The organism is Actinomycetospora sp. NBRC 106375 (assembly GCF_030269665.1).
GTDB lineage: Bacteria > Actinomycetota > Actinomycetes > Mycobacteriales > Pseudonocardiaceae > Actinomycetospora.
The window spans coordinates 48,067-71,041 of the sequence record NZ_BSTS01000009.1 but is presented as its reverse complement, the minus strand read 5'-3'; the positions used below and the strand labels follow the sequence as shown (position 1 = coordinate 71,041).

22 protein-coding genes are annotated in these 22,975 nt (G+C 72.9%); 14 read left to right on the top strand and 8 right to left on the bottom strand.

Annotation, left to right across the window (positions count from 1 at the left end):
* Positions 1 to 7 precede the first annotated feature (7 nt).
* Positions 8 to 1,600 carry an acyl-CoA carboxylase subunit beta gene (locus tag QSK03_RS16270; protein WP_285653932.1) on the bottom strand — a complete coding sequence of 531 codons (1,593 nt, stop codon included), beginning with the start codon at positions 1,598 to 1,600 and terminating at the stop codon, positions 8 to 10.
* Positions 1,597 to 2,748, bottom strand: coding sequence for an acyl-CoA dehydrogenase family protein (locus QSK03_RS16265; protein ID WP_285653930.1), 1,152 nt, complete (start codon positions 2,746 to 2,748; stop codon positions 1,597 to 1,599). Before QSK03_RS16265 ends, QSK03_RS16270 begins: the two co-directional genes overlap by 4 nt.
* Positions 2,749 to 2,840: 92 nt before the next feature.
* On the opposite strand from QSK03_RS16265, the gene QSK03_RS16260 reads away from it, so the two are divergent.
* Entirely contained in the window at positions 2,841 to 3,458 is a 618-nt protein-coding gene (locus QSK03_RS16260) for a TetR/AcrR family transcriptional regulator (RefSeq protein ID WP_285653928.1), read from the top strand.
* A 42-nt stretch (positions 3,459 to 3,500) separates the two neighbouring features.
* Here QSK03_RS16260 and QSK03_RS16255 read toward each other — a convergent pair whose 3' ends face one another.
* Complete coding sequence (locus tag QSK03_RS16255; protein WP_285653926.1) at positions 3,501 to 4,313, bottom strand: crotonase/enoyl-CoA hydratase family protein; 813 nt, start codon at positions 4,311 to 4,313, stop codon at positions 3,501 to 3,503.
* A gap of 158 nt (positions 4,314 to 4,471) precedes the next feature.
* On the opposite strand from QSK03_RS16255, the gene QSK03_RS16250 reads away from it, so the two are divergent.
* The 5 genes from QSK03_RS16250 to QSK03_RS16230 are packed head-to-tail and all read left to right on the top strand — an operon-like array spanning position 4,472 to position 9,790.
* The gene (locus QSK03_RS16250) at positions 4,472 to 5,728 is read left to right on the top strand and encodes an acyl-CoA dehydrogenase family protein (protein ID WP_285653924.1); all 1,257 of its coding nucleotides are present in this window, start codon (positions 4,472 to 4,474) and stop codon (positions 5,726 to 5,728) included.
* The gene (locus QSK03_RS16245) at positions 5,725 to 7,071 is read left to right on the top strand and encodes a phosphotransferase family protein (protein ID WP_285653922.1); all 1,347 of its coding nucleotides are present in this window, start codon (positions 5,725 to 5,727) and stop codon (positions 7,069 to 7,071) included. Before QSK03_RS16250 ends, QSK03_RS16245 begins: the two co-directional genes overlap by 4 nt.
* Complete coding sequence (locus QSK03_RS16240; protein WP_285653920.1) at positions 7,068 to 7,973, top strand: SMP-30/gluconolactonase/LRE family protein; 906 nt, start codon at positions 7,068 to 7,070, stop codon at positions 7,971 to 7,973. Before QSK03_RS16245 ends, QSK03_RS16240 begins: the two co-directional genes overlap by 4 nt.
* Before the next feature lie 12 nt (positions 7,974 to 7,985).
* Positions 7,986 to 9,272, top strand: a complete 1,287-nt coding sequence (locus QSK03_RS16235; RefSeq protein WP_285653918.1) for an acyl-CoA dehydrogenase family protein — start codon at positions 7,986 to 7,988, stop codon at positions 9,270 to 9,272.
* 35 nt (positions 9,273 to 9,307) lie between these two features.
* Positions 9,308 to 9,790 (top strand): peroxiredoxin, encoded by a 483-nt coding sequence (locus tag QSK03_RS16230; protein ID WP_285653916.1) that lies wholly within the window; start codon positions 9,308 to 9,310, stop codon positions 9,788 to 9,790.
* On the opposite strand, the gene QSK03_RS16225 is transcribed toward QSK03_RS16230, so the two are convergent.
* Positions 9,787 to 10,434 carry a TetR/AcrR family transcriptional regulator gene (locus QSK03_RS16225; RefSeq protein WP_285653914.1) on the bottom strand — a complete coding sequence of 216 codons (648 nt, stop codon included), beginning with the start codon at positions 10,432 to 10,434 and terminating at the stop codon, positions 9,787 to 9,789. The genes QSK03_RS16230 and QSK03_RS16225 overlap by 4 nt on opposite strands.
* Positions 10,435 to 10,527: 93 nt before the next feature.
* Here QSK03_RS16225 and QSK03_RS16220 point away from each other — a divergent pair, with 93 nt between their 5' ends.
* The 5 genes from QSK03_RS16220 to QSK03_RS16200 all read left to right on the top strand — a co-directional run bounded on the left by QSK03_RS16220 (position 10,528) and on the right by QSK03_RS16200 (position 14,650).
* Positions 10,528 to 11,310 carry an enoyl-CoA hydratase/isomerase family protein gene (locus tag QSK03_RS16220; protein WP_285653912.1) on the top strand — a complete coding sequence of 261 codons (783 nt, stop codon included), beginning with the start codon at positions 10,528 to 10,530 and terminating at the stop codon, positions 11,308 to 11,310.
* Positions 11,307 to 12,074, top strand: a complete 768-nt coding sequence (locus QSK03_RS16215) for an SDR family NAD(P)-dependent oxidoreductase (RefSeq protein ID WP_285653910.1) — start codon at positions 11,307 to 11,309, stop codon at positions 12,072 to 12,074. The genes QSK03_RS16220 and QSK03_RS16215 overlap by 4 nt, the downstream gene beginning before the upstream one ends.
* A complete protein-coding gene (locus QSK03_RS16210) occupies positions 12,074 to 12,448 on the top strand; it encodes a nuclear transport factor 2 family protein (protein ID WP_285653908.1) in 375 nt (124 codons plus the stop codon). The genes QSK03_RS16215 and QSK03_RS16210 overlap by 1 nt, the downstream gene beginning before the upstream one ends.
* 32 nt (positions 12,449 to 12,480) lie before the next feature.
* On the top strand, positions 12,481 to 12,681 hold the full coding sequence (locus QSK03_RS16205) for a hypothetical protein (protein ID WP_285653906.1): 201 nt from the start codon (positions 12,481 to 12,483) through the stop codon (positions 12,679 to 12,681).
* A 148-nt stretch (positions 12,682 to 12,829) separates the two neighbouring features.
* Entirely contained in the window at positions 12,830 to 14,650 is a 1,821-nt protein-coding gene (locus QSK03_RS16200) for a flavin-containing monooxygenase (RefSeq protein WP_285653904.1), read from the top strand.
* 64 nt (positions 14,651 to 14,714) lie between these two features.
* Here QSK03_RS16200 and QSK03_RS16190 read toward each other — a convergent pair whose 3' ends face one another.
* A complete protein-coding gene (locus QSK03_RS16190) occupies positions 14,715 to 16,460 on the bottom strand; it encodes an MFS transporter (protein ID WP_352232005.1) in 1,746 nt (581 codons plus the stop codon).
* A 162-nt stretch (positions 16,461 to 16,622) separates the two neighbouring features.
* On the opposite strand from QSK03_RS16190, the gene QSK03_RS16185 reads away from it, so the two are divergent.
* Entirely contained in the window at positions 16,623 to 17,591 is a 969-nt protein-coding gene (locus QSK03_RS16185; RefSeq protein ID WP_285653902.1) for an aldo/keto reductase, read from the top strand.
* A gap of 6 nt (positions 17,592 to 17,597) precedes the next feature.
* Here QSK03_RS16185 and QSK03_RS16180 read toward each other — a convergent pair whose 3' ends face one another.
* On the bottom strand, positions 17,598 to 19,130 hold the full coding sequence (locus QSK03_RS16180; RefSeq protein WP_285653900.1) for an acyl-CoA synthetase: 1,533 nt from the start codon (positions 19,128 to 19,130) through the stop codon (positions 17,598 to 17,600).
* Positions 19,131 to 19,132: 2 nt separating this feature from the next.
* Positions 19,133 to 19,921 carry an SDR family NAD(P)-dependent oxidoreductase gene (locus tag QSK03_RS16175; RefSeq protein ID WP_285653898.1) on the bottom strand — a complete coding sequence of 263 codons (789 nt, stop codon included), beginning with the start codon at positions 19,919 to 19,921 and terminating at the stop codon, positions 19,133 to 19,135.
* A gap of 169 nt (positions 19,922 to 20,090) precedes the next feature.
* Between QSK03_RS16175 and QSK03_RS16170 the strand changes: the two genes are divergently transcribed.
* The gene (locus QSK03_RS16170) at positions 20,091 to 20,726 is read left to right on the top strand and encodes a TetR family transcriptional regulator (RefSeq protein WP_285653896.1); all 636 of its coding nucleotides are present in this window, start codon (positions 20,091 to 20,093) and stop codon (positions 20,724 to 20,726) included.
* Between the two features lie 4 nt (positions 20,727 to 20,730).
* Here QSK03_RS16170 and QSK03_RS16165 read toward each other — a convergent pair whose 3' ends face one another.
* Positions 20,731 to 21,171 (bottom strand): GNAT family N-acetyltransferase, encoded by a 441-nt coding sequence (locus tag QSK03_RS16165; protein ID WP_285653894.1) that lies wholly within the window; start codon positions 21,169 to 21,171, stop codon positions 20,731 to 20,733.
* A gap of 90 nt (positions 21,172 to 21,261) precedes the next feature.
* Between QSK03_RS16165 and boxC the strand changes: the two genes are divergently transcribed.
* Positions 21,262 to 22,974, top strand: a complete 1,713-nt coding sequence (gene boxC, locus QSK03_RS16160) for a 2,3-epoxybenzoyl-CoA dihydrolase (RefSeq protein WP_285653892.1) — start codon at positions 21,262 to 21,264, stop codon at positions 22,972 to 22,974.
* Position 22,975 lies beyond the last annotated feature (1 nt).

Below are 22,975 nucleotides of genomic sequence, written 5' to 3'. Positions count from 1 at the left end.
TCGTCTCCTAGACGGGGCTGACGAGGTGGTGCCGGCGGCCGGGCCTGCGGGTCCAGCCGTCGGCGTGGCGCAGGCGCGTGACGAGCTCGCCGCGGAGCTCCTCGCCGGGCACGACCGCGTCGACGACGAGCTCGTCGCCCATGCGCAGGAGGTTGACCTCCGCGCGGTGCTCCTCGACGCGCGCGGCGACGAAGGCCGCGCGCTCGTCGTCGTCCTCGATCGCGGCGATCTTGCCGGCGTAGACGGCGTTCACCGAGGCCTCGGGGCCCATCGCGCCGATGAACGCGCTGGGCAGGGCGAGCGTCGCCCGTGGCTCGAAGCCCGGCGCGCACATCGCGTAGTAGCCCGCCGCGTAGGCCTTGCGCAGGACGACGGTGAACTTCGGGACCTCGGCCGAGGACATCGCCGCGATCATCTTCGCGCCGTGGCGGATGATGCCCTGGCGCTCGACGGCGACGCCGACCATGAAGCCGGGCACGTCCTGCAGGAAGACCAGGGGCACGTCGAACGCGTCGCAGAGCGCGATGAAGCGGGTGGCCTTGTCGGCCGAGTCGACGTGGATCGCCCCGCTGCGCACCCGCGGCTGGTTGGCGACGAGCCCCACCGCGCGCCCCTCGAGGCGCGCGAACCCGACGACGATCTCCTGCGCCCAGTCCGGCTTGATCTCGAAGAAGGAGCCGCCGTCGACGAGGCGGTCGATCACGGCGAGGACGTCGTAGCCGACGGTCGGGTCCTCGGGCACCAGGCCGTCCCAGCCGCTCGCCTCGGGCTCGCGGGGCTCCGCGGCCGGCGGGGTCTCGTCGAAGCGGGACGGGAGGTAGGAGAACAGCAGGCGCGCGGCGGCGACCGCCTGCCAGTCCTCGTCGAACACCGCGTCCCCGCACCCCGAGACCTCGGCGTGCATGCGCGCCCCGCCCATCTCCTCGGCGGTGGTGCGCTCACCGGTGACCTTCTCGGCCACCCGGGGCGACGCGAGGTACATCGACGCCTGCCCGTCGACCATGCCGACCCAGTCGGTGAACGCGGGCATGTAGGCGCCGCCCGCCGCCGACGGGCCGTGCAGGCAGCAGATCTGGGGCACGCGCCCGGACAGGGCGACCTGCAGGTGGAAGATCCGCGAGGCGCCGCGGCGCCCGGGGAAGAAGCCCATCTGCTCGGTGAGCCGCCCGCCCGCGGAGTCGACGAGGTAGAACACCGGGAGCAGGTCGCGGTCGGCGCGCTCGAGGATGCGGATCTGCTTCTCGCAGGTCCGCTCGCCCCAGGACCCGGCCTTGACCCCGAAGTCGTGGGCGATCACCGCGACCGGGCGGCCGTCGACCGTCCCGACGCCGGTGACGACGCCGTCGCCGGGCATGCCGTCGTCGTTCGCGGCGGCGAGCACGCCGTCCTCGATGAAGCTCCCGGGGTCCAGCAGGACGTCGAGGCGCCGGCGCACCGGGAGCTTCTCCGGCCAGCGCGAGGTGTCGCCGCCGAGGCGGGCCCGGTCGGCGGCCGCGAGGACGTCGCCGCCCGAGGGAGGTGCCGGCGGCCCGGGGGGATGGGCCGCCGACACCTCCCACGGGGGACGCGCGCCGTTCGCGGTGCCGGTCGTGTCGGTCACGGCACCAGCCGCTTCGCGAGGATCTCGAGCTGGATCTCGTCGGTGCCGCCGCCGATGCGCAGGATCCGCACGTCGCGGTGGTGGCGCGCGACCGGTGTCTCCTCCAGGTAGCCCGCGCCGCCGAAGAGCTGCACAGCCTCGTCGACGATCCACGCGGCGGCCTTGGCCGCGAAGTACTTGGCGGCGGCCACCGAGCGGTCGGCCTCGGGGTGGCCGCGGTCGAGGCGGTCGGCGGCCTTGTAGGTCATCACCCGGGCGGCCTCGAGCTCGATCTCCATCGCGGCCAGGCGGTGGCGGATCGCCTGCCGGTCGGTCAGCGGCGCGCCGGCGACCTCGCGGCCGCGGACGTACTCGGTGACCGTGTCGAGGGCCTCGGCGGCGTGGCCGAGGCCCATCGCCGCGAGCGCGACCCGCTCGAGCTGGAAGGCGCTCATGATCTGGTGGAAGCCGCGGCCCTCGACGCCGAGCACCGCGTCGTCGCCGAGCACCACGCCGTCGAGCACGACCTCGCGGGTGTCCGACGAGTGCCAGCCCATCTTCTGCAGGGGCGCGCCGAAGGAGAGGCCGGGCGTGCCGGCGGGGACGACGAACGTGGTGATGCCGCGGTGGCCGCCGTCCGGGTCGGTCTTCGCGCCGACGACCAGCACGTCGGCGAGGCCCGCGTTGGTGATGTACATCTTGCGGCCGTCGAGCGCCCAGCCCTCGTCGGTCCGGCGGGCGCGGGTGGTGATGCCGGCGACGTCGGAGCCCGCGCCGGGCTCGGTGACGGCGATGGCGGCGATCGCCTCGCCGGCGGCCAGCGCCGCGACCCAGCGCTCCCGCTGGTCGGTGGTGCCGTGGCGGACGATGTGCGGGGCGGCCATATAGGCGCTGACCAGGGCGCCGACCGCGATGCCGCCGCAGGCGCGGGTGATCTCCTCGGCCAGCACGGCGACCGCCGTCGCCTCGCCGCCCTCGCCGGCCGAACCGCCGAACTCGGGCGGGGTGAGCAGGCCCAGCAGGCCCGCGTCGCCCATCTCCTTCCAGAGCCGCTCGGGCGGGTGACCGTCGCGCTCGGCCTCGGCGACGAGGGGACGCACCCGCTCGTCGGTGAACGCGCGACAGGTCGCCCGGAAGTCCTCGTGGACCTCGTCGAGGTCGTAGGACACGCGTGCTCCCTTGCTGTCGACCGACCGGTCGGACGAAAGTACCCCACGTCACAGACGTTCGGTCAAGGCGTCCGACGGGAATCGGGGCGGGGATGGCGACACGGGGGGCCGGGACGGCCGGTGCGGCACGGGGCAGCCGCGCCGACGAGCAGCGGCAGCGCATCCTCGCGGCCGCCGTGGCCGTCTTCAGCCGCCGTGGGTACCGCGCGGCGTCGATGAACGACGTCGCCGCGGCCGTCGGGCTCTCGAAGCCGACGCTCTACCACTACGTCCGCACCAAGCAGGACCTCCTCGTCGCGATCTACGAGGAGGTGCTCGACGAGAGCCTGGCCAGCGGGCGCGCGATCGTCGCCGCGGCACCCTCGACGCGCGAGGCGGTGCGTCTGCTGATCGTCGACCGGGCCGCGTACACGTGCGAGCACCGCGACCTGCTGACGATCTGCTTCGAGGAGGAGTCGGAGCTCCCGCCGGAGCTCGCCGAGCCCATCCTCGAGCGCCGGCGCACCTACGAGGCCCTCCTGCGCGACGCCGTCGAGGCGCACCTCGCCGCGACCGGCCGGATGCTGCCGATGGCGACCGGGACCTACGTCAACGCGTGCCTGGGCGCCGCGAACTGGACCTACAAGTGGTTCGACCCCGCCGGCCCGCGCACCCCCCGCGACCTCGGCGAGGACGTCGCCGCGGTGCTGATGCCGGTGCTGGACGGCTGACGATATGTGAGCGAACTTTGGGCCTATAGGCCCAAAGTTCGCTCACATGGGGTCGGTGAAGACGGGGGCGCGCTTCTCGAAGCCCGCGGTGACGGCCTCGACCTGGTTGGGGCTGCCGATGAGCGCGCCGATCTCGGTCTGCTCGGCGGCGAACCCGGTGGTCAGGTCCACGCGGCCGGCGAGGTCGAGCAGGCGCTTGGCGGCCCGGACGGCGTGCGGGCTGCGCCCGGCGATCTGGCGCGCGAGCTCGAGCGCGGCCGCCAGCGGGTCGTCGTCGGTGCGCGTGCAGAGCCCGAGCGCCGCCGCCTCGGTGCCGCCGACGACGCGGGCGGTGAGTGTCAGCTCCTTCGCGACGTCGCGGCCCACGAGCTCGGGGAGCACCTGGGTCCCGGTCATGTCCGGGATCAGGCCCCACTTCGCCTCGAGCACGGAGAGCTTGGCGTCCGGCGCGACGATGCGGATGTCGGCGCCGAGCGCGATCTGCAGCCCGCCGCCCAGCGCGTTGCCCCGGATCGCGGCGATCACCGGCACCTCCAGCTCGGCCCACACCCACGCCGCGCGCTGTCCGGTCGCCCGCGCCGGGCCGGCGGAGGGCGGCAGCTGCGCCGACGCCGAGAGGCGCTCGCCCGAGCGCATCGCCTGGAAGGAGGCGAAGTCGAGCCCGGCGCAGAAGTCGTGACCCTCCCCGGAGAGGACCACCGCCCGCACCGCGGGGTCCTTCTTCAGCTGCTCCCCGGCCTCGACCAGGCCCTCGAACATCGCCGGGTCCAGCGCGTTGCGCTTCTCGGGGCGGGACAGCCGCACGTCGGCGACCCCGTCGGTGACCTCGACCCGCACACGCTCCTGCTCGGTCATGCGCGCGAGTCTCGCAGCGCGCGCCACTTCCGCAGCGAACGCGCTGTTCGCTGCTGCTCCGCGCCCGAAGTCCCCGTTGATCACCGGCGCGATGCCCTTCCGTCCCCGGTCCGCCCGCTGCCATGCTCCCTGAACGGTTGTTCGCCGAGGAGGTCGGTGTGGACTTCGCGCTCCCGACGGAGCTGACGGCGCGGCTGGAGGCCCTCGACGAGTTCATCGAGCGGGAGATCCGCCCGCTGGAGGAGCAGGACGACAACCAGCGGTTCTTCGACCACCGCCGCGAGTGGGCGCGCACCGACTTCGAGCACGGCGGGGTGCCGCGCGCGGAGTGGGAGGAGCTGCTCGGCGAGATGTTCCGCCGTGCCGACGCCGCGGGCTGGCTGCGCTACGGGCTCCCGGCGTCGGTGGGCGGGGGCGACGGCACGAACCTCGACATGGCGGTGATCCGCGAGCACCTCGCGCACCGCGGGCTCGGGCTCCACAACGACCTGCAGAACGAGTCGTCGGTGGTCGGCAACTTCCCGTTCGTGCACATGCTGCTCGAGTTCGGCTCCGACGAGCAGCGCGCGGAGTTCCTCGAGCCCGTCCTCACGCGCACGGCGCGCCTCGGGTTCGGGCTCAGCGAGCCCGACCACGGCAGCGACGCCACGTGGATGGAGACGACGGCCGTCCGCGACGGCGGCGACTGGGTGATCAACGGCGCGAAGCGCTGGAACTCCGGCATGCACTCGGCGACCCACGACGTGGTGTTCGCCCGCACCTCGGGGAACGACGGCGACGCGCGCGGCATCACCGCGTTCTTCGTGCCCGTGAGGACCGCCGGCTTCTCGGTCGACTTCCACTGGTGGACGCTGAACATGCCGACCGACCACGCCGAGGTGACGCTGCGCGACGTCCGGGTCCCCGACACGGCGATCTTCGGCGAGGAGGGCGGGGGCCTCGCGGTCGCCCAGACCTTCGTGCACGAGAACCGCATCCGGCAGGCGGCCTCGGGCGTCGGCGCCGGCCAGTTCTGCGTCGACCGCAGCGTCGAGTACGCGCGGCAACGGCACACGTTCGGCGCCCCGCTCGCGACGCGCCAGGCGATCCAGTGGCCGCTCGTCGAGCTGCAGACCGAGGCCGAGATGCTCCGGGGCCTGGTGCGCAAGACCGCGTGGGAGCTCGACCGTGTCCCGCACGCCGAGATCAGCGACCGCGTCTCGATGTGCAACTACCGCGCCAACCGCTTCGTCTGCGACGCCGCCGACCGCGCGATGCAGGTGCACGGCGGGCTGGGCTACTCGCGGCACACACCGTTCGAGCACATCTACCGTCACCACCGTCGCTACCGGATCACCGAGGGCGCGGAGGAGGTCCAGATGCGCCGGGTCGCGGGCTACCTCTTCGGCTTCGCGGGCCCCCGGAAGGCTCGATGACCCTCGCCGACCAGCTCGCCCGCCGCCTCACCGAGGTCAGCGGCGCGACCGTCACCGTCGAGGGCCTGCGCCGTCTCACCGCCGGCGCGAGCCGCGAGACGTGGTCCTTCACCGCGCGCAGCGACGGGCGCCGGCGCGACCTCGTCCTGCGCCGCGACCCGCCGGGCGCCGACCGCCCCGACGGCATGGCCCTCGAGGCGGCGTCGATCGCGGCCGCCGGGGCCGCGGGCGTGCGGGTGCCGCCGCTGGTCGACAGCGGCACCGACCCGGTGACCGTCGGCGCCCCGTACCTGGTCACCGAGCACGTCGACGGCGAGACCCTCGGGCCGCGGCTGCTGCGCGACGAGCGCTACGCCGGCGCCCGCGACGGTCTCGCGGCCGAGCTGGGACGCACCCTCGCCCGCATCCACGCGATCCCGGTCGACGGGGTCCCGGGCCTCGCGACCGCCGACCCCGTCGACGCCCTGCGCGCGACCCTCGACGCGCTCGGCGAGCCGCTGCCGAGCGTCGAGATCGCCCTGCGGTGGCTCGACGGGCACCGGCCCGCCGCTGTCCCCGAGGCCGTCGTCCACGGCGACTTCCGCCTCGGCAACCTCATCGTCGACGAGACCGGCCTGCGCGCCGTGCTCGACTGGGAGCTGGTGCACCGCGGCGACCCCCGCGAGGACCTCGGCTGGCTGTGCGTCAAGTGCTGGCGGTTCGGGGCCCCGCTGCCGGTCGCGGGGCTGGGCACGGTCGACGAGCTGCTCGACGGGTACGCGGAGGTCGCCGGGCACCGTCACGACCCCGAGGCCGTGCGCTGGTGGCAGATCCACCGGACGGCCTGGTGGGCGCTGCACTGCCGGGAGATGGCCGAGCGGCACCTCTCCGGCGCCGTCCCGTCGGTCGAGCTCGCCGCGATCGGGCGCCGGGTCGCCGAGCAGGAGCACGACCTGCTCCTGGCGCTGGGGCTCCCGGCGTCGGGGGACACCGCCGTCGAGGCCGCGGCGCCCCGCTCCGACCTCCTCGGACGCCCCTCCGCGGCCGATCTCGTCGACGCCGTGACGACGTTCCTGCGCGACGACGTCATGGCCGTCGACGACGAGCGCGTCGCGTTCCTCGCCCGCGTCGCGGCGAACGTCCTCGCGGGCGCGGGACGGGAGCTCACGCTCGGCCCGGAGATCGACCGGCGCCACACCGAGCGGCTCGCCGCGCTCGGGTACCGCGACCAGGCCGGGCTCGCCGCCGCCGTCCGGTCCGGGGCGGTCGACGACAGCGACCCCGCGCTGCTCGCCGCGGTGCGGGCGGGGGTGACCGACAAGCTCACCGTCGCCAACCCCCGCTACCTGGAGCAGCCCGCATGAGCACGATGCAGACGGTGACGACGGGCCTGGAGTTCCCGGAGGGCCCGATCGCCCTCACGAACGGCGACGTCCTCGTCGTGGAGATCCGCCGCGGCACGCTCACCCGCGTCGCGTCCGACGGGCGGACCAGCGTCGTCGCCCAGCTCGGGGGCGGGCCCAACGGCGCGGCGATCGGCCCCGACGGCGCGGTCTACGTCTGCAACAACGGCGGCTTCGCGTGGCACGACCGGCCCGACGGCGTCACCGCGCCGGGTCACCAGGCCGGGGACTACATCGGCGGGTGCATCCAGCGGGTCGAGCTCGACACGGGCCACGTCACCGACCTCTACACCGCCTGCGACGGCCGCCCGCTGCGCGGGCCGAACGACATCGTCTTCGACGCCGACGGCGGCTTCTGGTTCACCGACCTCGGCAAGAAGCGCGAGCGCGACCAGGACACGGGCGCGCTGTACCACGCGCGGCCCGACGGGTCCTCGATCACCGAGGTCGTGCACCCGCTGGTCGAGCCCAACGGGGTCGGCCTCGCCCCCGACGGCTCGCGGCTCTACGTCGCCGAGACGGGGCCGGGACGGCTGTGGGCGTGGGACGTGACCGGGCCCGGGCAGCTCGGACCCCGGCAGCTCCTGCACGGCTTCGACGGGTTCCAGCCGCTCGACTCGCTCGCGGTCGACGGGGAGGGCAACGTGTGCGTCGCCACGCTGATGACCGGGGCGGTCAGCGTGGTGGCCCCGGACGGCACGCTGCTGCGCCAGGTGCCGGTGCCCGAGCACGATCCGTACGTCACGAACATCTGCTTCGCGGGCTCGGGGAGCCGCACGGCCTGGGTCACGTCCTCGGGCCGCGGCGTCCTCTACGCCACGGAGTGGGACACCGCGGGTCTCGACCTCGCGTTCACGGCATGAAGGGATGACGGCATGGCCTGGGACTTCTCCACCGACCCGGAGTTCGAGCAGCAGCTCGCGTGGATGCGGACGTTCGTCCGCGAGGAGATCGAGCCGCTCGAGACCCTCGACCTCGACGGGGCGGCGCTGAAGCGCGCGACGGCGCCGCTGCAGGAGGAGGTCAAGGCGCGCGGGCTGTGGGCCGCGCACCTGCCCCCGGAGCTCGGCGGCGGCGGCTTCGGCCAGGTCAAGCTCGGGCTGATGCACGAGATCCTCGGGCGCTGCGTGTACGCCCCGTCGGTGTTCGGCAACAACGCCCCCGACTCCGGCAACGCGGAGCTCCTCGCCCTCGGGGCGAACGACGACCAGAAGAAGAAGTGGATGGAGCCGCTGCTCGACGGGACGCTGCGCAGCGCGTTCTCGATGACCGAGCCGAACGCCGGCGCCGATCCCACCCTGCTGACCACCCGGGCCGAGCGCGTCGGCGACGAGTACGTCGTCAACGGGCACAAGTGGTTCACGTCGAACGGGTCGGTCGCCGACTTCCTCATCCTCATGGCCGTCACCGACCCGGACGCGGCGCCGCGGCGGCGGGCGTCGATGTTCGTCGTCCCGGCCGACGCCCCCGGCGTGGAGGTCCTGCGCGACATCCCGACGATGGAGCACCCCGAGGAGCGCACCGGCCAGCCCGGCGGGCACGCCGAGGTGATCTACCGCGACGTGCGCGTGCCCGTCGAGAACCTCGTCGGCAACGAGGGCGACGGTTTCCTGCTCGCCCAGCAGCGGCTGGGACCCGGCCGCATCCACCACTGCATGCGCTGGCTCGGGCAGTCGCGGCGCGCCTTCGACATGCTCTGCGAGCGCGCGGTGTCGCGGTACACCCACGGCTCGCTGCTCTCCGAGAAGCAGATGGTCCAGGACTGGATCGCCACCTCGACCGCCGAGATGACCGCGGCGCGGCTGATGACGCTGCAGGCCGCCTGGAAGATGGACCAGGGCGGCACCGAGGCGGCGCTCACTGACATCGCTATGATCAAGTTCTACGGCGCGACCGTGCTCTACAACGTCATCGACCGGGCCATCCAGGTCCACGGCTCGCTCGGCTTCACCACCGACCTGCCGCTCGAGGGCATGTACCGCCACGCCCGCGCCGCGCGGATCTACGACGGCCCCGACGAGGTCCACAAGGTCACCGTCGCCCGTCGTGTGCTGCGCGGCTACGAGGCCCACGAGGTGCCCTCGGAGCACGTGCCGACCCGGCGCGAGGAGGCGCGGCGGAAGTTCGCGCACCTGCTGGACGCGGCCGCCGTGGGCGGCTAGAAGTTGTCTCCAACCGATCGAAGGAGAACCCGGCGATGATCGCAGTGGGCGAGAAGATCCCTGACGTGCCGTTGACGACGGTCGACGCCTCGGGCGCCACCGAGTCCGTGCGCTCCGGCGAGCTGTTCGGGTCCGGCCGTTCCGTGCTGTTCGGGGTGCCCGCCGCGTTCAGCCCGACGTGCAGCGACGCGCACCTGCCGGGGTTCGTCGCCAAGGCCGACGAGATCACCGGCAAGGGCGTCGACCGCATCGTGTGCGTGTCGGTCAACGACCCGTTCGTCATGGGCGCCTGGGCCAAGGACCAGCAGGTCCACGGCGTGACCATGCTCGCCGACGGCTCGGCCCTGTTCGCGAAGGCGATGGGCACCGACATGGACGGCACCGACTTCGGGCTCGGCATCCGGTCGCAGCGCTACGCGGCGCTCATCGAGGACGGCACGCTGACCTGGATCGACGTCGAGGACGCGCCGCCGGACCACGAGAAGTCCACGGCCGAGGTGGTGCTGAGCCACCTCTAGCGGCAGTCCACGATCCGCAGCGCGATCGCCGTGTAGCGATCCACGAGGTCGGTGACGTCGAGCCCGCCGTGCGTGTGCGGCTCGTACCACTGCGCGATCGCGTTGCAGGCCGCGATCACCGCACGGCGGGCGTCGCCCGGGTGGGCACAGCGGAAGGCCCCCCGGGCGACGCCGTCGTCGATGAGGTCGGCCCAGAGCCGGGTGGCGGCGGCGCGCATCCCGTCGAGGCGCTCGCGGTGCTGCGGCTCGAGGTTGCGCCACTCCGAGGTGGCGATCGTGCTCTCGACCCGCCGGCTCACGCGGTACTCGACGGTGGCGCGGACGAGCGCGGCGAGGCGCCCGGCCGGGTCGTCGCCGGCCGCCCGCAGCGCGGCGTCGCAGCGGCGGAAGTACTCGTCGATGCTCTCCTCGATCAGCGCGGCCAGCAGCTCCTGCTTGCCCGCGTGCCAGTGGTAGAGCGCCGAGAGCGACAGCCCCGCGCGGCGGGCGATGTCGCGGATGGACGTGCCGTGGTAGCCGCGCTCGGCGAAGCTCTCCCGGGCCGCTCGCGTGATGGCCTCCCGGCCGCCACCCCGCGGGACGGACGGCGGGCCGGACGCCTCGGCAGGCCCGGGCGGCTCGTCGTCGAGGGGCCCCGTGGACACCGGATCAGCATAGGGCCGGTTGGCCGCCGAACGGACGATCGATAGGTTTCGAGGGCCGGCATCTCGGCCCCTCGACGCCCCGGGAGAGGACCCATGGACTCCGACGTCCTGCTCACCAGCCACTCCGACGGCGTGCTCACCCTCACGCTCAACAGGCCGCAGCGGCGCAACGCGCTCGACGCCGCGTCGTGGCGGGAGCTGCACGCCGCGCTGTCCGCGGCGAGCCACGACACCGCCGTGCGCGCGCTGGTGATCACCGGGGCGGGCGGCGCGTTCTGCGCGGGCGCCGACGTCTCCGAGGCCCGCGAGGGACACCCCCTGGAGCGCATGGCGTTCATCAACGAGATCGCGCTGATGCTCCACGAGCTGCCGATCCCGACGGTCGCCAAGGTCGACGGTGTCGCCGTGGGCGCCGGCTGGAACCTCGCGCTCGGCTGCGACCTCGTCGTCGCCACCCCGACCTCGCGATTCTCGCAGATCTTCGCCAAGCGCGGGCTGTCACTCGACTTCGGCGGCTCGTGGCTCCTGCCCCGCCTGGTCGGGATGCAGCAGGCCAAGCGGCTGGCCCTGCTCGCCGAGATGATCGACGCCGCGGAGGCCGAGCGGCTCGGGCTCGTGACGTGGGTGGTGGCGCCCGAGGAGCTCGACGGCTTCGTCGACGACCTCACCGCCCGCCTCGTCGGTGCCGCGCCCGTCGCTGTCCGGCAGTCCAAGGCGCTGCTGCACGAGAACGCGGACCGTCCGCTGCGCGACGCGCTCGCGAGCGAGGCCCGCACCCAGGCGGTCAACTTCGCGACCGCCGACGCCCCCGAGGCGTTCCGGGCCTTCACCGAGAAGCGCGAGCCGGGCTTCACCGGCGAGTGGGCGGTCCGGTGAGCGGTCTGTTCGACCTCACCGGGCACGTCGCGCTGGTCACCGGCGGGAACTCCGGGATCGGCCTCGGCATGGCCCGGGGCCTCGCCCAGAGCGGTGCCGACGTCGCGCTCTGGGGGACGAACGCGGAGCGCAACGACGCGGCCGTCGAGGACCTGGCGCAGTACGGCACGCGGGTGCGCGCCTGGCGCTGCGACGTCGGCGACGAGGACGCCGTCACGGCGAGCTTCGCCGCGACGCTCGAGCACTTCGGCCGCGTCGACTCGTGCTTCGCCAACGCCGGCGTCGGCGGGTCGGGGGCGGCGTTCGTCGACACCACGCTCGACGACTGGCGGCGCGTCACGCGCGTCAACCTGGACGGCGCGTTCCTGACGCTGCGAGCCGCGGCGCGACACATGGTCTCCCGCGGCGGGGGAGGGGTGCTCGTCGGCACCTCGAGCGTGTCCACGGTGCACGGGGCGCCGCGCAACGAGGCGTACGCGGCGAGCAAGGCCGGTCTCACCGCGATCATCGAGGGCGCCGCGGTGGAGCTCGCGCGGCACCGGATCAACGCGCACTCGATCGTCGCGGGCTGGACCGAGACGCCCCTGGCCTCGCCGCGCCTGCACGACGAGCGCTTCGAGGCGGCGGTGATGAAGCGGATGCCGCAGCGGCGGTGGGGCGACCCCGACGACTTCGCCCGCCTCGCCGTGTACCTCGCCGCCAACGTCGGCGGCTTCCACACCGGCGACGAGATCGTGGTCGACGGCGCCTACTCGATCTTCTGATGGAGATCCTCGACGAGTACCTCGCCGCGCTCGACGCGGGGTCGGCCGAGCGGTCGGTCGCCTGCTTCGCGCCGGGCGGCGAGGTCGTCTCCCCGCTCTACGGCACCGTGCCCGCGGCCCGGTTCTACCCGACGCTCTTCGCCGACTCAGCGCCCTCGCGGACCACGCTGCAGCGGCTCTACGTCGACCCGGACGACCCGCGCGAGGTGGCGCTCGCGTTCCGGTACGACTGGGTGCTGCGCGACGGCACGCCGGCGCCGTTCGACGTCGTCGACCTGATCACGCTCACCCACGACCGCTCGCGGATCGCGCGGCTGGTGATCTGCTACGACACCGCGCCGCTGGCGTCCGCGTGGAGCCGGGCGCGTCATTGACCCCCGGCGGGGGCTGGGAGAGCGTGCGGAGCATGACTGCCGACGAGGTCGCCCGCGAGCAGGGCGAGCAGGACGCCTCCGCCGCCCTGGCCGACGAGGAGCACTGGCGCATCGCCGGCGGCGGGATGCTGACGGTGCACCCGGTGGAGCACTGGGTGCCGCGCGACCACCGCCGCGCCTACCTCGACGGCGCCGCCAGCGTCCTCGGCTACCGCCCCCTCGTCCTGGGTTGACCTCGTATGTGAGCAGCGCGCTGCAACCTGGGTGCAACCCCTGCCGCCCGCGCCGGTGAGCCGGTTCACTGTCTTCCACGCCACACGATCCTGGGCAGCGGCGGGCGGATGCCCCGGGTCGGCCGACGCCGTCCGCGTGGAGGTAGCAGTGACCCAGACCGTCGAGAGCGCCGCGGACGCGGGCACGCGGGTGGACGCCTGGCTGACCGAGTTCGCCGCGGCGGTCTCGGCCGGCGAGGGCGACCGCGCGGCGGCGCTGTTCGCCGCCGAGTCCTACTGGCGCGACCTCGTGTCGTTCACCTGGAACCTGATCACCGTCGAGGGCCCGGCGGGCGTCGCCGGGGTCGTGACGTCCGACGCCGCGCGCCAGATGGGCCCGGTGACCTTCGAGGTCACCGGCGAGCCGACCGTGGCCGACGGCATCACCGACGCCTGGCTGACGTTCGAGACCGCGATCGGCCGCGGCACCGGCCACCTGCGGCTCGACGGCGAGAACAAGGCGTGGACGTTGCTCACCACGCTCGACGAGCTCAAGGGCCACGAGGAGCCGGCCAGCCCGAACGCCGAGCGGCCCTTCGGCACCGAGCACGGCGCCAACCCCGACCGCGTCACGTGGCAGGAGCGCCGCGAGGCCGAGGCCGCCGAGCTGGGCTACACCCGCCAGCCCGAGATCGTCATCATCGGCGGCGGCCAGGGCGGCATCGCGCTCGGCGCGCGCCTGCGCCAGCTCGGCATCGAGACGATCATCGTCGAGTCGAACGAGCGCCCCGGCGACTCCTGGCGCAAGCGCTACAAGAGCCTCGCCCTGCACGACCCGGTCTGGTACGACCACCTGCCCTACATCAAGTTCCCGGACAACTGGCCGGTGTTCTCGCCGAAGGACAAGATCGGCGACTGGCTCGAGATGTACACGAAGGTCATGGAGCTGAACTACTGGGGCTCCACGACGGCGAAGAGTGCCTCGTTCGACGAGGCGGCCGGCGAGTGGTCGGTGGTGGTCGACCGCGCCGGCGAGGAGGTCACCCTCCGGCCGAAGCAGCTCGTCTTCGCCCTCGGCGTCTCGGGCAAGCCGAACATCCCGTCGATCCCGGGCGAGGACGTCTTCCAGGGCGAGATCCAGCACTCGTCGCAGCACCCCGGCCCGGACGCCTACAAGGGCAAGAAGGTCGTGGTCATCGGCTCGAACAACTCCGCGTTCGACATCTGCGGCTCGCTGTGGGAGGTGGGCGCCGACGTCACGATGGTGCAGCGCAGCTCCACCCACATCATCCGGTCCGAGACGCTGATGGAGTACGCCCTCGGCGACCTCTACTCGGAGCGTGCGGTCGCCGCCGGCATCGACACCTACACCGCCGACATGGTGTTCGCGTCCCTGCCCTACCGGATCATGCACACCTTCCAGAAGCCGGCCTACGACAAGGCGCGCGAGGTCGACGCCGACTTCTACCGGCGCCTGGAGGAGGCCGGCTTCCAGCTCGACTTCGGTGACGACGACTCCGGCCTGTTCATGAAGTACCTGCGCCGCGGGTCGGGCTACTACATCGACGTGGGCGCCGCCGAGCTCGTGGCCGACGGCAAGGTGAAGCTCGCCACGGGCCAGATCACCGAGTTCACGGAGTCCGAGGTCGTGCTCGACGACGGCACCCGTCTCGAGGCCGACCTCGTCGTCTTCGCCACCGGCTACGGCTCGATGAACCGGCGCGCCGCCGACATCATCGGCCAGGACATGGCCGACAAGGTCGGCAAGGTCTGGGGCCTCGGTTCGGACACCACCAAGGACCCCGGTCCCTGGGAGGGCGAGCAGCGCAACATGTGGAAGCCGACCCAGCAGGACAACCTGTGGTTCCACGGCGGCAACCTGCACCAGTCGCGCTTCTACTCGCTCTACCTCGCCCTGCAGCTCAAGGCGCGCCAGGTGGGCATCCCGACCCCGATCCACGGGCGTCAGGAGTCGCACCACCAGGCGTAGGGGGCCGCTCCTCACCGCTTCGTTCGTCGGGTCGGTGCGCGTTCGGCGGTGTCGCCTGCTCCGGTCAGGTGCGGGCGGGTTCCACGGCGAGGTCGAGGACGACGTCGCCCTGGGTGGTGCGCCCGTCGTGGAGCAGGATCCGCTGCGCGCTCGGGGCCAGGCCCGCCGCGCCGGCGACGAGCAGGTGGTCGCCCGGTCCGGCCGGCAGCGCGTAGTCACCCGCCCCGTCGCTGACGGTGCGCCCGGCCTCGCGGCCGGTGGTGTCGACGAGCGTGAGCGTCGCCCCGGGGACGGGCCGGCCGGCGGCGTCGCGCACCGCGCCGACCAGCGCCGTCCCGACGGGCTCGGTCTCGGCCTCCTCGGTGTGCTCGGTCCGCGTCGTCACCGACCCGCGGCCCGTGGTGCGTCCGACCGGGACCAGGACCCCGACGATCAGGGCGCCGACCACGAAGATGCCCGCCGCGACGAGGAAGGCGACCGTGTAGCCGTGCAGCGCGACGGCCAGCGGCGAGCCCACGACGCCGACGGCGGCCGTGCCCGCGACGCTGGAGAGCAGCGCCGTGCCCACCGACCCGCCGACCTGCTGCATGGTGTTGACCGAGGCCGACGCCACGCCGGCGTCGCCAGGCGCCACCCCGAGGGTCGCGGTGTTGATCGACGTCGACATCGCGGTGCCCATGCCGAGGCCCATGAGGATCAGCGGGCCCAGGATGTGCGCGACGTAGCCGGACTCCGGGGTGAGGAACGAGAACCAGAACAGGGCGCCCGCGCCGAGCAGCATCCCGGCGACGAGCAGCGGCTTCGGCCCGGTCCGCGGGAGCAGGTAGGTGGGCACGGTGTTCGCGGCGGTCACGATCGACGCGACCATCGGCAGGAACGCGACGCCGGTGATCAGCGGTGAGAAGCCGAAGACCTGCTGCAGCGTGTACGCGAGGAACAGCGACACCCCGAACATGCCGGTGGTCAGCACGAGGATCGTCAGGAACGAGCCGCCGCGGAAGCGGTCGGTGACCACGCGCAGGGGCAGCAGGGGCGCCGCCACCCGGCGCTGGACGAGCACGAACGCGACGAGCAGCACGACCCCGGCGGCCAGGAACGCGTAGACCACGGGCGAGGTCCAGCTGTCGGTCTCGGCGCTGGCGAAGCCGTACACCACGGCGAACAGGCCGGCCGACGCGAGCAGGGTTCCCGCGACGTCGAGGCGCGGCCGGTGCTCGACGGGGTGCTGCGGGAGCAGCAACGAGGCCCCGAGGAAGGCGACCGCGGCGAAGACGGCGTTGACGTACATGCACCAGCGCCAGTCGACGTACTCGGTCAGCGCGCCGCCGAGCAGCAGCCCGATCGCGGCGCCCGAGCCGGCCAGGGCGGCGAACACGCCGAACGCGCGCGCCCGGTCCCGTCCCTCGGTGAACGTCGTGGTCAGCAGCGAGAGCGCGGCCGGGGCCAGCAGCGCCCCGAACACGCCCTGCAGGGCGCGGGCCGCCACCAGCAGCTCGAACCCGGGGGCCAGCCCGCCGAGCACCGAGGCGGCCGCGAAGCCGACCAGGCCGACGAGGAAGGCGCGCTTGCGTCCGAAGAGGTCCGACAGGCGTCCACCGAGCAGCAGCAGGCTGCCGAAGGCGAGCGCGTAGGCGGTGACGATCCACTGGCGCTGCGCGTCGTCGAAGCCCAGGTCGGCCTGGGCCGAGGGCAGGGCGATGTTCACGATCGAGTTGTCGAGGATGACCATGAGCTGGGCGATCCCGATCACAGCCAGGATCAGCCAGCGCCGCCGGTCCGGCGACGCAGGTGCTTCGACAGGAGAGCTCACGAGGCGTACGACCGTTCTGAGCGGAATACGGGGTTCGATCGGATCGGGAACGACGCTGTCCCCGGGCGTTCTCGACGCTATGACCTCGAGCGCTGTTGATGTCCAGCCGATTCCCGGCCGCGGGTGTGAATCGACCGACGGTCCAGGGGGCACGCTGGCCCCATGGAGTACACGAAGCTCGGTGCGACCGGTCTCGACGTCTCCCGGGTGTGCCTGGGGTGCATGAGCTACGGCGAGCCGAACGACCGCTGGCCCTGGGCGCTGCCCGCCGACCAGGCCGAGCCGTTCTTCCGCCAGGCGCTCGACGCCGGCATCAACTTCTTCGACACCGCCGACGTCTACTCTCAGGGCACGTCGGAGGAGATCACCGGACGGTGGCTGAACAAGCACGCCGACCGCGACGAGATCGTCGTCGCCACCAAGGTCTTCAACCGGATGCGGAAGGGGCCGAACGGGGGCGGCCTGTCGCGCAAGGCGATCATGACGGGCATCGACGCCTCGCTGCGGCGCCTGGGCATGGACTACGTGGACCTCTACCAGATCCACCGCTGGGACTACGGGACCCCGATCGAGGAGACCCTCGAGGCGCTGCACGACGTGGTCAAGGCGGGCAAGGCCCGCTACATCGGCGCGTCGTCGATGTGGGCCTGGCAGTTCGCGAAGGCGCTGCACCTGCAGGACGGCAACGGCTGGACCCGGTTCGCGACGATGCAGGACCACTACAACCTGCTCTACCGCGAGGAGGAGCGCGAGATGCTCCCGCTCTGCGGCGACGAGGGCGTCGGGTCCATCCCCTGGAGCCCCCTGGCGCGCGGGAAGCTGACCCGCGACTGGGACTCCTCGACCACCCGGGGCGAGACCGACGAGTTCGGCAAGACGCTCTACCGCGACACCGACCGCTACATCGTCGAGAAGGTCGCCGAGGTGGCCGAGAAGCGCGGGGTGTCCCGGGCGCAGGTCGCGCTCGCGTGGACGCTGACCAACCCGGTCGTCGACTCGCCGATCATCGGCGCGACGAAGTCGCACCACCTCGACGACGCCGTCGCGGCCGTCGAGCTGCGCCTGGACGACGACGAGATCGCCGGTCTCGAGGAGCGTTACGAGCCCCGCGGGGTCGCCGGGCACCAGTGAGGGGAGTCAGCTCCCGGCCAGCGCCGCCCGCACGTCGGTCTTGAGGATCTTCCCGACGGTCGAGCGCGGGAGCGTGTCCCAGAACTCGATCTGCTTCGGCGTCTTGACGCTGCCGATCCGGCCCTTGACGAAGGCCATGAGGTCGTCGCCCGAGACGTCGGTGCCGCCCACACGCTCGACCACCGCGGTGACGCGCTCGCCCCACTTCTCGTCGGGCAGGCCGATCACCGCGCAGTCACGCACGGCGGGGTGGGCCATGAGCGCCTGCTCGACCTCGGCGGAGTAGACGTTGAACCCGCCGGAGATGACCATGTCCTTGGCGCGGTCGACGATGAACAGGAAGCCGTCGGCGTCGAGGTAGCCGATGTCACCGGTGTGGTGCCAGCCGTGCGCCGAGACCTCGGCGGTGGCCTCCGGGTTGCGGTAGTAGCCGGCCATCACCAGCGACCCGCGGACGACGATCTCGCCGCGCTCGCCGCGGGGCAGCAGCTCCCCGTCCCGGGACATGATCGCCACGGTGACCAGGGGTGACGGGCGACCGGCCGAGGCGAGGCGCTCCGTCGCGATGCTCCCGTCGGCACGGCGGTGCTCGGCCGGCGACATCGTCGACACCATCATCGGCGCCTCGGACTGCCCGAACAGCTGCGCCATCGGCCCGATCCGCTCGAGCGCCTCCTCGAGCCGCGCCACCGACATCGGTGCCGCGCCGTACCAGAAGCACTGCAGGGAGCCCAGGTCCCGCGACGGGAGGTCGGGATGGCCCAGGACCATGTAGATCAGCGTCGGCGGCAGGAACGTGTGCGTCACGCGGTGGTGCTCGATCAGCTCGAGGAACCGCGCGACGTCGGGCTTCGCCATCACGACGATCTCCCCGCCGAGCGCCATGACCGGGAAGCACAGCACCCCGGCGGCGTGGGTCAGCGGCGCGAGGGCAAGGTAGACCGGCCGGTCCGCGAACGGATAGCTCATCAGCGTGACCGCGGACATCGTCTCGAGGTTCCGGTCGGTGAGCATCACGCCCTTGGGCCGCCCCGTGGTCCCGCCGGTGCCCACGAGGGCGACGACGTCGTCGGGCGGCGGCGCCTCCGCCGGCGGGTCGTTCTCGGCGGCCGCGAGCCAGTCGGCGAACGACGGCGTCGCGCCGCGCGGGCCGTCGAGGCACACGATCGTCCGCAGCTGGGGCAGGGCGCCCGCGATCGCGTCCACGAGCTCGCCGAACGAGCCCTGGTGGATCAGCGCGGCGCAGTCGAACAGGTCCAGCAGCTCGCGGTTCTCGTCGCCGGCGTTGCGCGGGTTGATGGGGCACCACACCGCCCCGGCGCGCGCGACGCCGAACACGCACGCGAACGCGACCGGGTCGTTCGCCGACAGGATGCCGACCTTGTCGCCGGGTCGGACGCCCGAGCGCAGCAGGGCCCGGGCGACCCGGTGGCTCAGGGCGACGACCTCGCGGTAGGACAGCGTCGCGCCGTCGAGGGTCAGGCAGGGGGCCTCGGGGTCGATCGAGGCTCCCTTGTCCAGCCAGGACGTCAGGGCCACGACTACATGCCCATCCCACCGTCGACCGGCAGGCCGACGCCGTTGACGAACCGGGCGGCGTCCGACGCGAGGAAGACCACCGCGTCGGCGATGTCGGACACCTCGGCGAGGCGGCCGGACGGGGTCAGTTCGACGACCGCGGCGACGGCGGCGTCCGGGCTCTCGAAGAGGCCCAGCCCGGAGGTCTCGACCGCGAGCTTCACGCCCATGTCGGTGGGCACGAGACCGGGATAGAGGCAGTTGACGCGCACGCCGTAGCCGAGCTTGCCCGACTCCATCGCCGCGACGCGGGTGAGCCGGTCGACGCCGGACTTCGTGGCCGAGTAGCCCGCGATGGCCGGGAACGCGATCGTCGCGGCGACCGACGCCACGTTGATGACCGCGCCGCCCGCGCCCGCGGCACCGCCGGGGCGCATCGCGCGGAACGCGTGCTTGATGCCGAGCATCGTGCCCAGCAGGTTGACCTCGAGCATGCGCCGGACGTCGTCGGGCTCGGTGTCGACGAGCAGCGAGGTGACCTCGAGACCGGCGTTGTTGACCACGACGTCGAGCCCGCCGAGCTCGGCGACGGTGTGCGCCACGGCGGACTCCCACGCGGCGTCGTCGGTGACGTCGAGCGCGACGAAGCGCGCGCCGGGGATCTCGCCGGCGGTCTGCTCACCGACGTCCTTGAGGACGTCGGCCAGCATCACCGAGGCGCCGACCGCCGCCATGGCGCGCCCCATCCCGGCGCCGAGGCCGCGGGCGCCGCCGGTGATCAGCACCCTCCGGCCGGCGAGTTCGTCACTCATCCGTCGTCCTTCCCGCCGGCGCCCCTGCCGGCCGACCCGTGATCGTGCTTCGCTGCTGCGACGCAGATCACAACGTAGGGACGGCTTTGGACAGTCGTCAAGATTTCCCCGGACGGCTGTCCAGGCTCGGTACGGTGAGGCGTCCCGACCTCGACGGGAGATCCAGCCCGTGGCCCGCAGGACCGACTCGACGGCGCCGGCCGACCGCAGCGCGCGGCGGCGGGCGGACAGGATCGACGAGCGCCGACGCGCGCTCGCCGACGCCGCGCTGCTGACGCTCTCCGAGCTCGGCTACGCGCGGACGAGCCTGCGCGAGATCGCGCAGAACTCGGCGTTCTCGCACGGCGTCCTGCACTACTACTTCCGCGACAAGGTCGACCTGATCACCTACTGCGTGCGGCAGTACAAGACGCACTGCGTCGAGCGCTACGACGGCATCGTGGCGACCGCCGCGAGCCCGGAGGACCTGCTGGACGGCGTCGCCGAGGGCCTCGCGGCGACGCTCGAGCAGGACGCGCTGCTGCACCGCCTCTGGTACGACCTGCGCACCCAGTCGCTGTTCGAGGAGTCGTTCCGCGCCGACGTCGCGGCGATCGACGGCAGCCTCGAGCGCATGATCTGGCGGACCGTCGAGGCGTACGCCCGCCTCGTCGGCGCCGCACCGGCCTGCCCGCCGTCGTTCGCCTACGCCACGGTCGACGGCCTGTTCCACCAGGCGCTCCAGCGCCACCTCGCCGGCGCGGCCGACGCGCTCGACGTCCTGCGCGCGGGGGTCCGGCGCCAGCTGGCGACCCTGGTCGCCTGAGGTCTCACGCCCCGCTCGGCGCGGCCCCCGAGGCGACGCGCTTGCGCAGCTCGCCGACCTCCGTGGGATCGAACCCGTGGGCGGTCAGCCACGTCCGGACCGCCTCGCCCTCGGGGTGACGGGTGGGCACCACGTTGTAGACGTAGTTGAGCTGGCGGGACGCGGCCTCGCGCTCGAGGTGCTCCAGCACGAAGGCGCCGACGCCGGTGCCGCGCGCGTCCGGGGTGGTCACGATGAGGATCTCGGCATCGCCCCAGGTGTCGTCCAGGCGCCCGTAGCCGAGCGCGCTGCCGGCGTCGTCCTCCACCCGCCACCACGCGTCACCCAGGGGGTGGCCCACCTCGGGGTAGCCCAGACCGAACAGCGTCGGCGGCAGGTCACCGAGCGCCGCGGCCTTGTCCTGGTCCCAGCGGGGCTCCTGCTCGGCGATCCAGTGCCACGTCATCGTGTCGCCCTCCCCAAAGTTCTACAGCTCTATGCATCGACGTCGGATTCTCGTAGAGTGTGGCCCGCACGACAAGGGAGGACCACCACCGTGACCGTTCTCGACGACGCGCCCGCCGCATCTCACCCCGAGACCGTTCCCCAGGTCGACTTCGACACCGATCCGGAGCGCTACCGCCACTGGCGGCTCGAGGTCGACGGCGCGACGGCGTGGGTCTACCTCGACGTCGCCGAGGACGGCGGCCTCGTCCCGGGCTACGAGCTCAAGCTCAACTCGTACGACCTCGGCGTCGACATCGAGCTCTACGACATCACGCAGCGCCTGCGCTTCGAGCACCCCGAGGTGCGCAGCGTGGTGCTCACCAGCGGCAAGGACTCGAACTTCTGCGCCGGCGCGAACATCCGGATGCTCGCCCAGTCGAGCCACCCGTGGAAGGTGAACTTCTGCAAGTTCACCAACGAGACGCGCAACGGCATCGAGGACATGACCGCGCACTCCGGTCAGACCTGGGTGGCGGCGCTCAACGGCACGGCCGCCGGCGGCGGGTACGAGATGGCCCTGGCCTGCGAGACGATTCTCCTGGTCAACGACCGGTCGAGCACCGTCGCCCTGCCCGAGGTGCCGCTGCTCGGGGTCCTCCCCGGCACCGGTGGGCTCACCCGCGTCACCGACAAGCGCCACGTCCGCAAGGACCGGGCCGACATCTTCGCCACGAAGTCCGAGGGCTTCCAGGGTCCGAAGGCCGTGGAGTGGAAGCTCGTCGACGAGACGGTCTCGCGCAAGCAGTGGGACGAGACGGTGCGCGCGCGGGCGGCGGAGGCCGCCGAGGGATCGCACCGGCCCGTCGACGGCCGGGGCATCGCCCTGCCGCCCCTGCACCGGGAGGTCACCGAGGACTCCATCACCTACCCGAACGTCCGGTGCGAGATCGACCGTGACGCCCGCACCGCGACGATCACCGTGCTCGGTCCCGAGCCCGGGACCGTGCCCGAGTCGCTGGAGCGCATCCACGCCCTCGGCGCCGACTTCTGGCCGCTGGCCATGACCCGCGAGCTCGACGACCTCATCCTGCGGCTGCGCACCAACGAGCTCGAGATCGGCACGTGGCTGGTCCGCACGCAGGGCTCGGTCGAGGGCGCGCTGGCCTTCGAGGCGGTCATCACCGAGCACTCCGGCTCCGACTGGCTGGTCAACGAGATCCGCCACTACTTCAAGCGGACGCTCAAGCGCCTCGACGTCACCAGCCGCAGCCTCATCGCGCTCATCGAGCCCGGCAGCTGCTTCGCCGGCGCCCTGCTGGAGCTCGCGCTGGCCTGCGATCGCCAGTACATGCTCGAGGGCATCTTCGAGGACGCCGACGAGGAGCAGGAGGCGGCCCAGATCGTCCTCACCGGGTCGAACTTCGGCGCGTTCCCGATGGGCAACGGCCTGACCCGGCTGGCGTCGCGGTTCTACGGCGACGACGAGCACGTGGCGGAGCTGCACGAGCGCGTGGGCGAGCGCCTCACCGGCGCCGACGCCGAGGAGGCGGGCCTGGTCACCGACGCCCCCGACGACATCGACTGGGAGGACGAGATCCGCATCCTGCTCGAGGAGCGGGCCTCGTTGTCCCCGGACGCGCTGACCGGCATGGAGGCCAACCACCGGTTCGTCGGCCCTGAGACCATGGAGACGCGGATCTTCGGTCGGCTCACCGCGTGGCAGAACTGGATCTTCGTCCGCCCCAACGCCAGCGGACCCGACGGCGCCCTGCGCAAGTACGGCACGGGCCGCAAGGCCGACTTCGACCGGAAGCGAGTCTGAG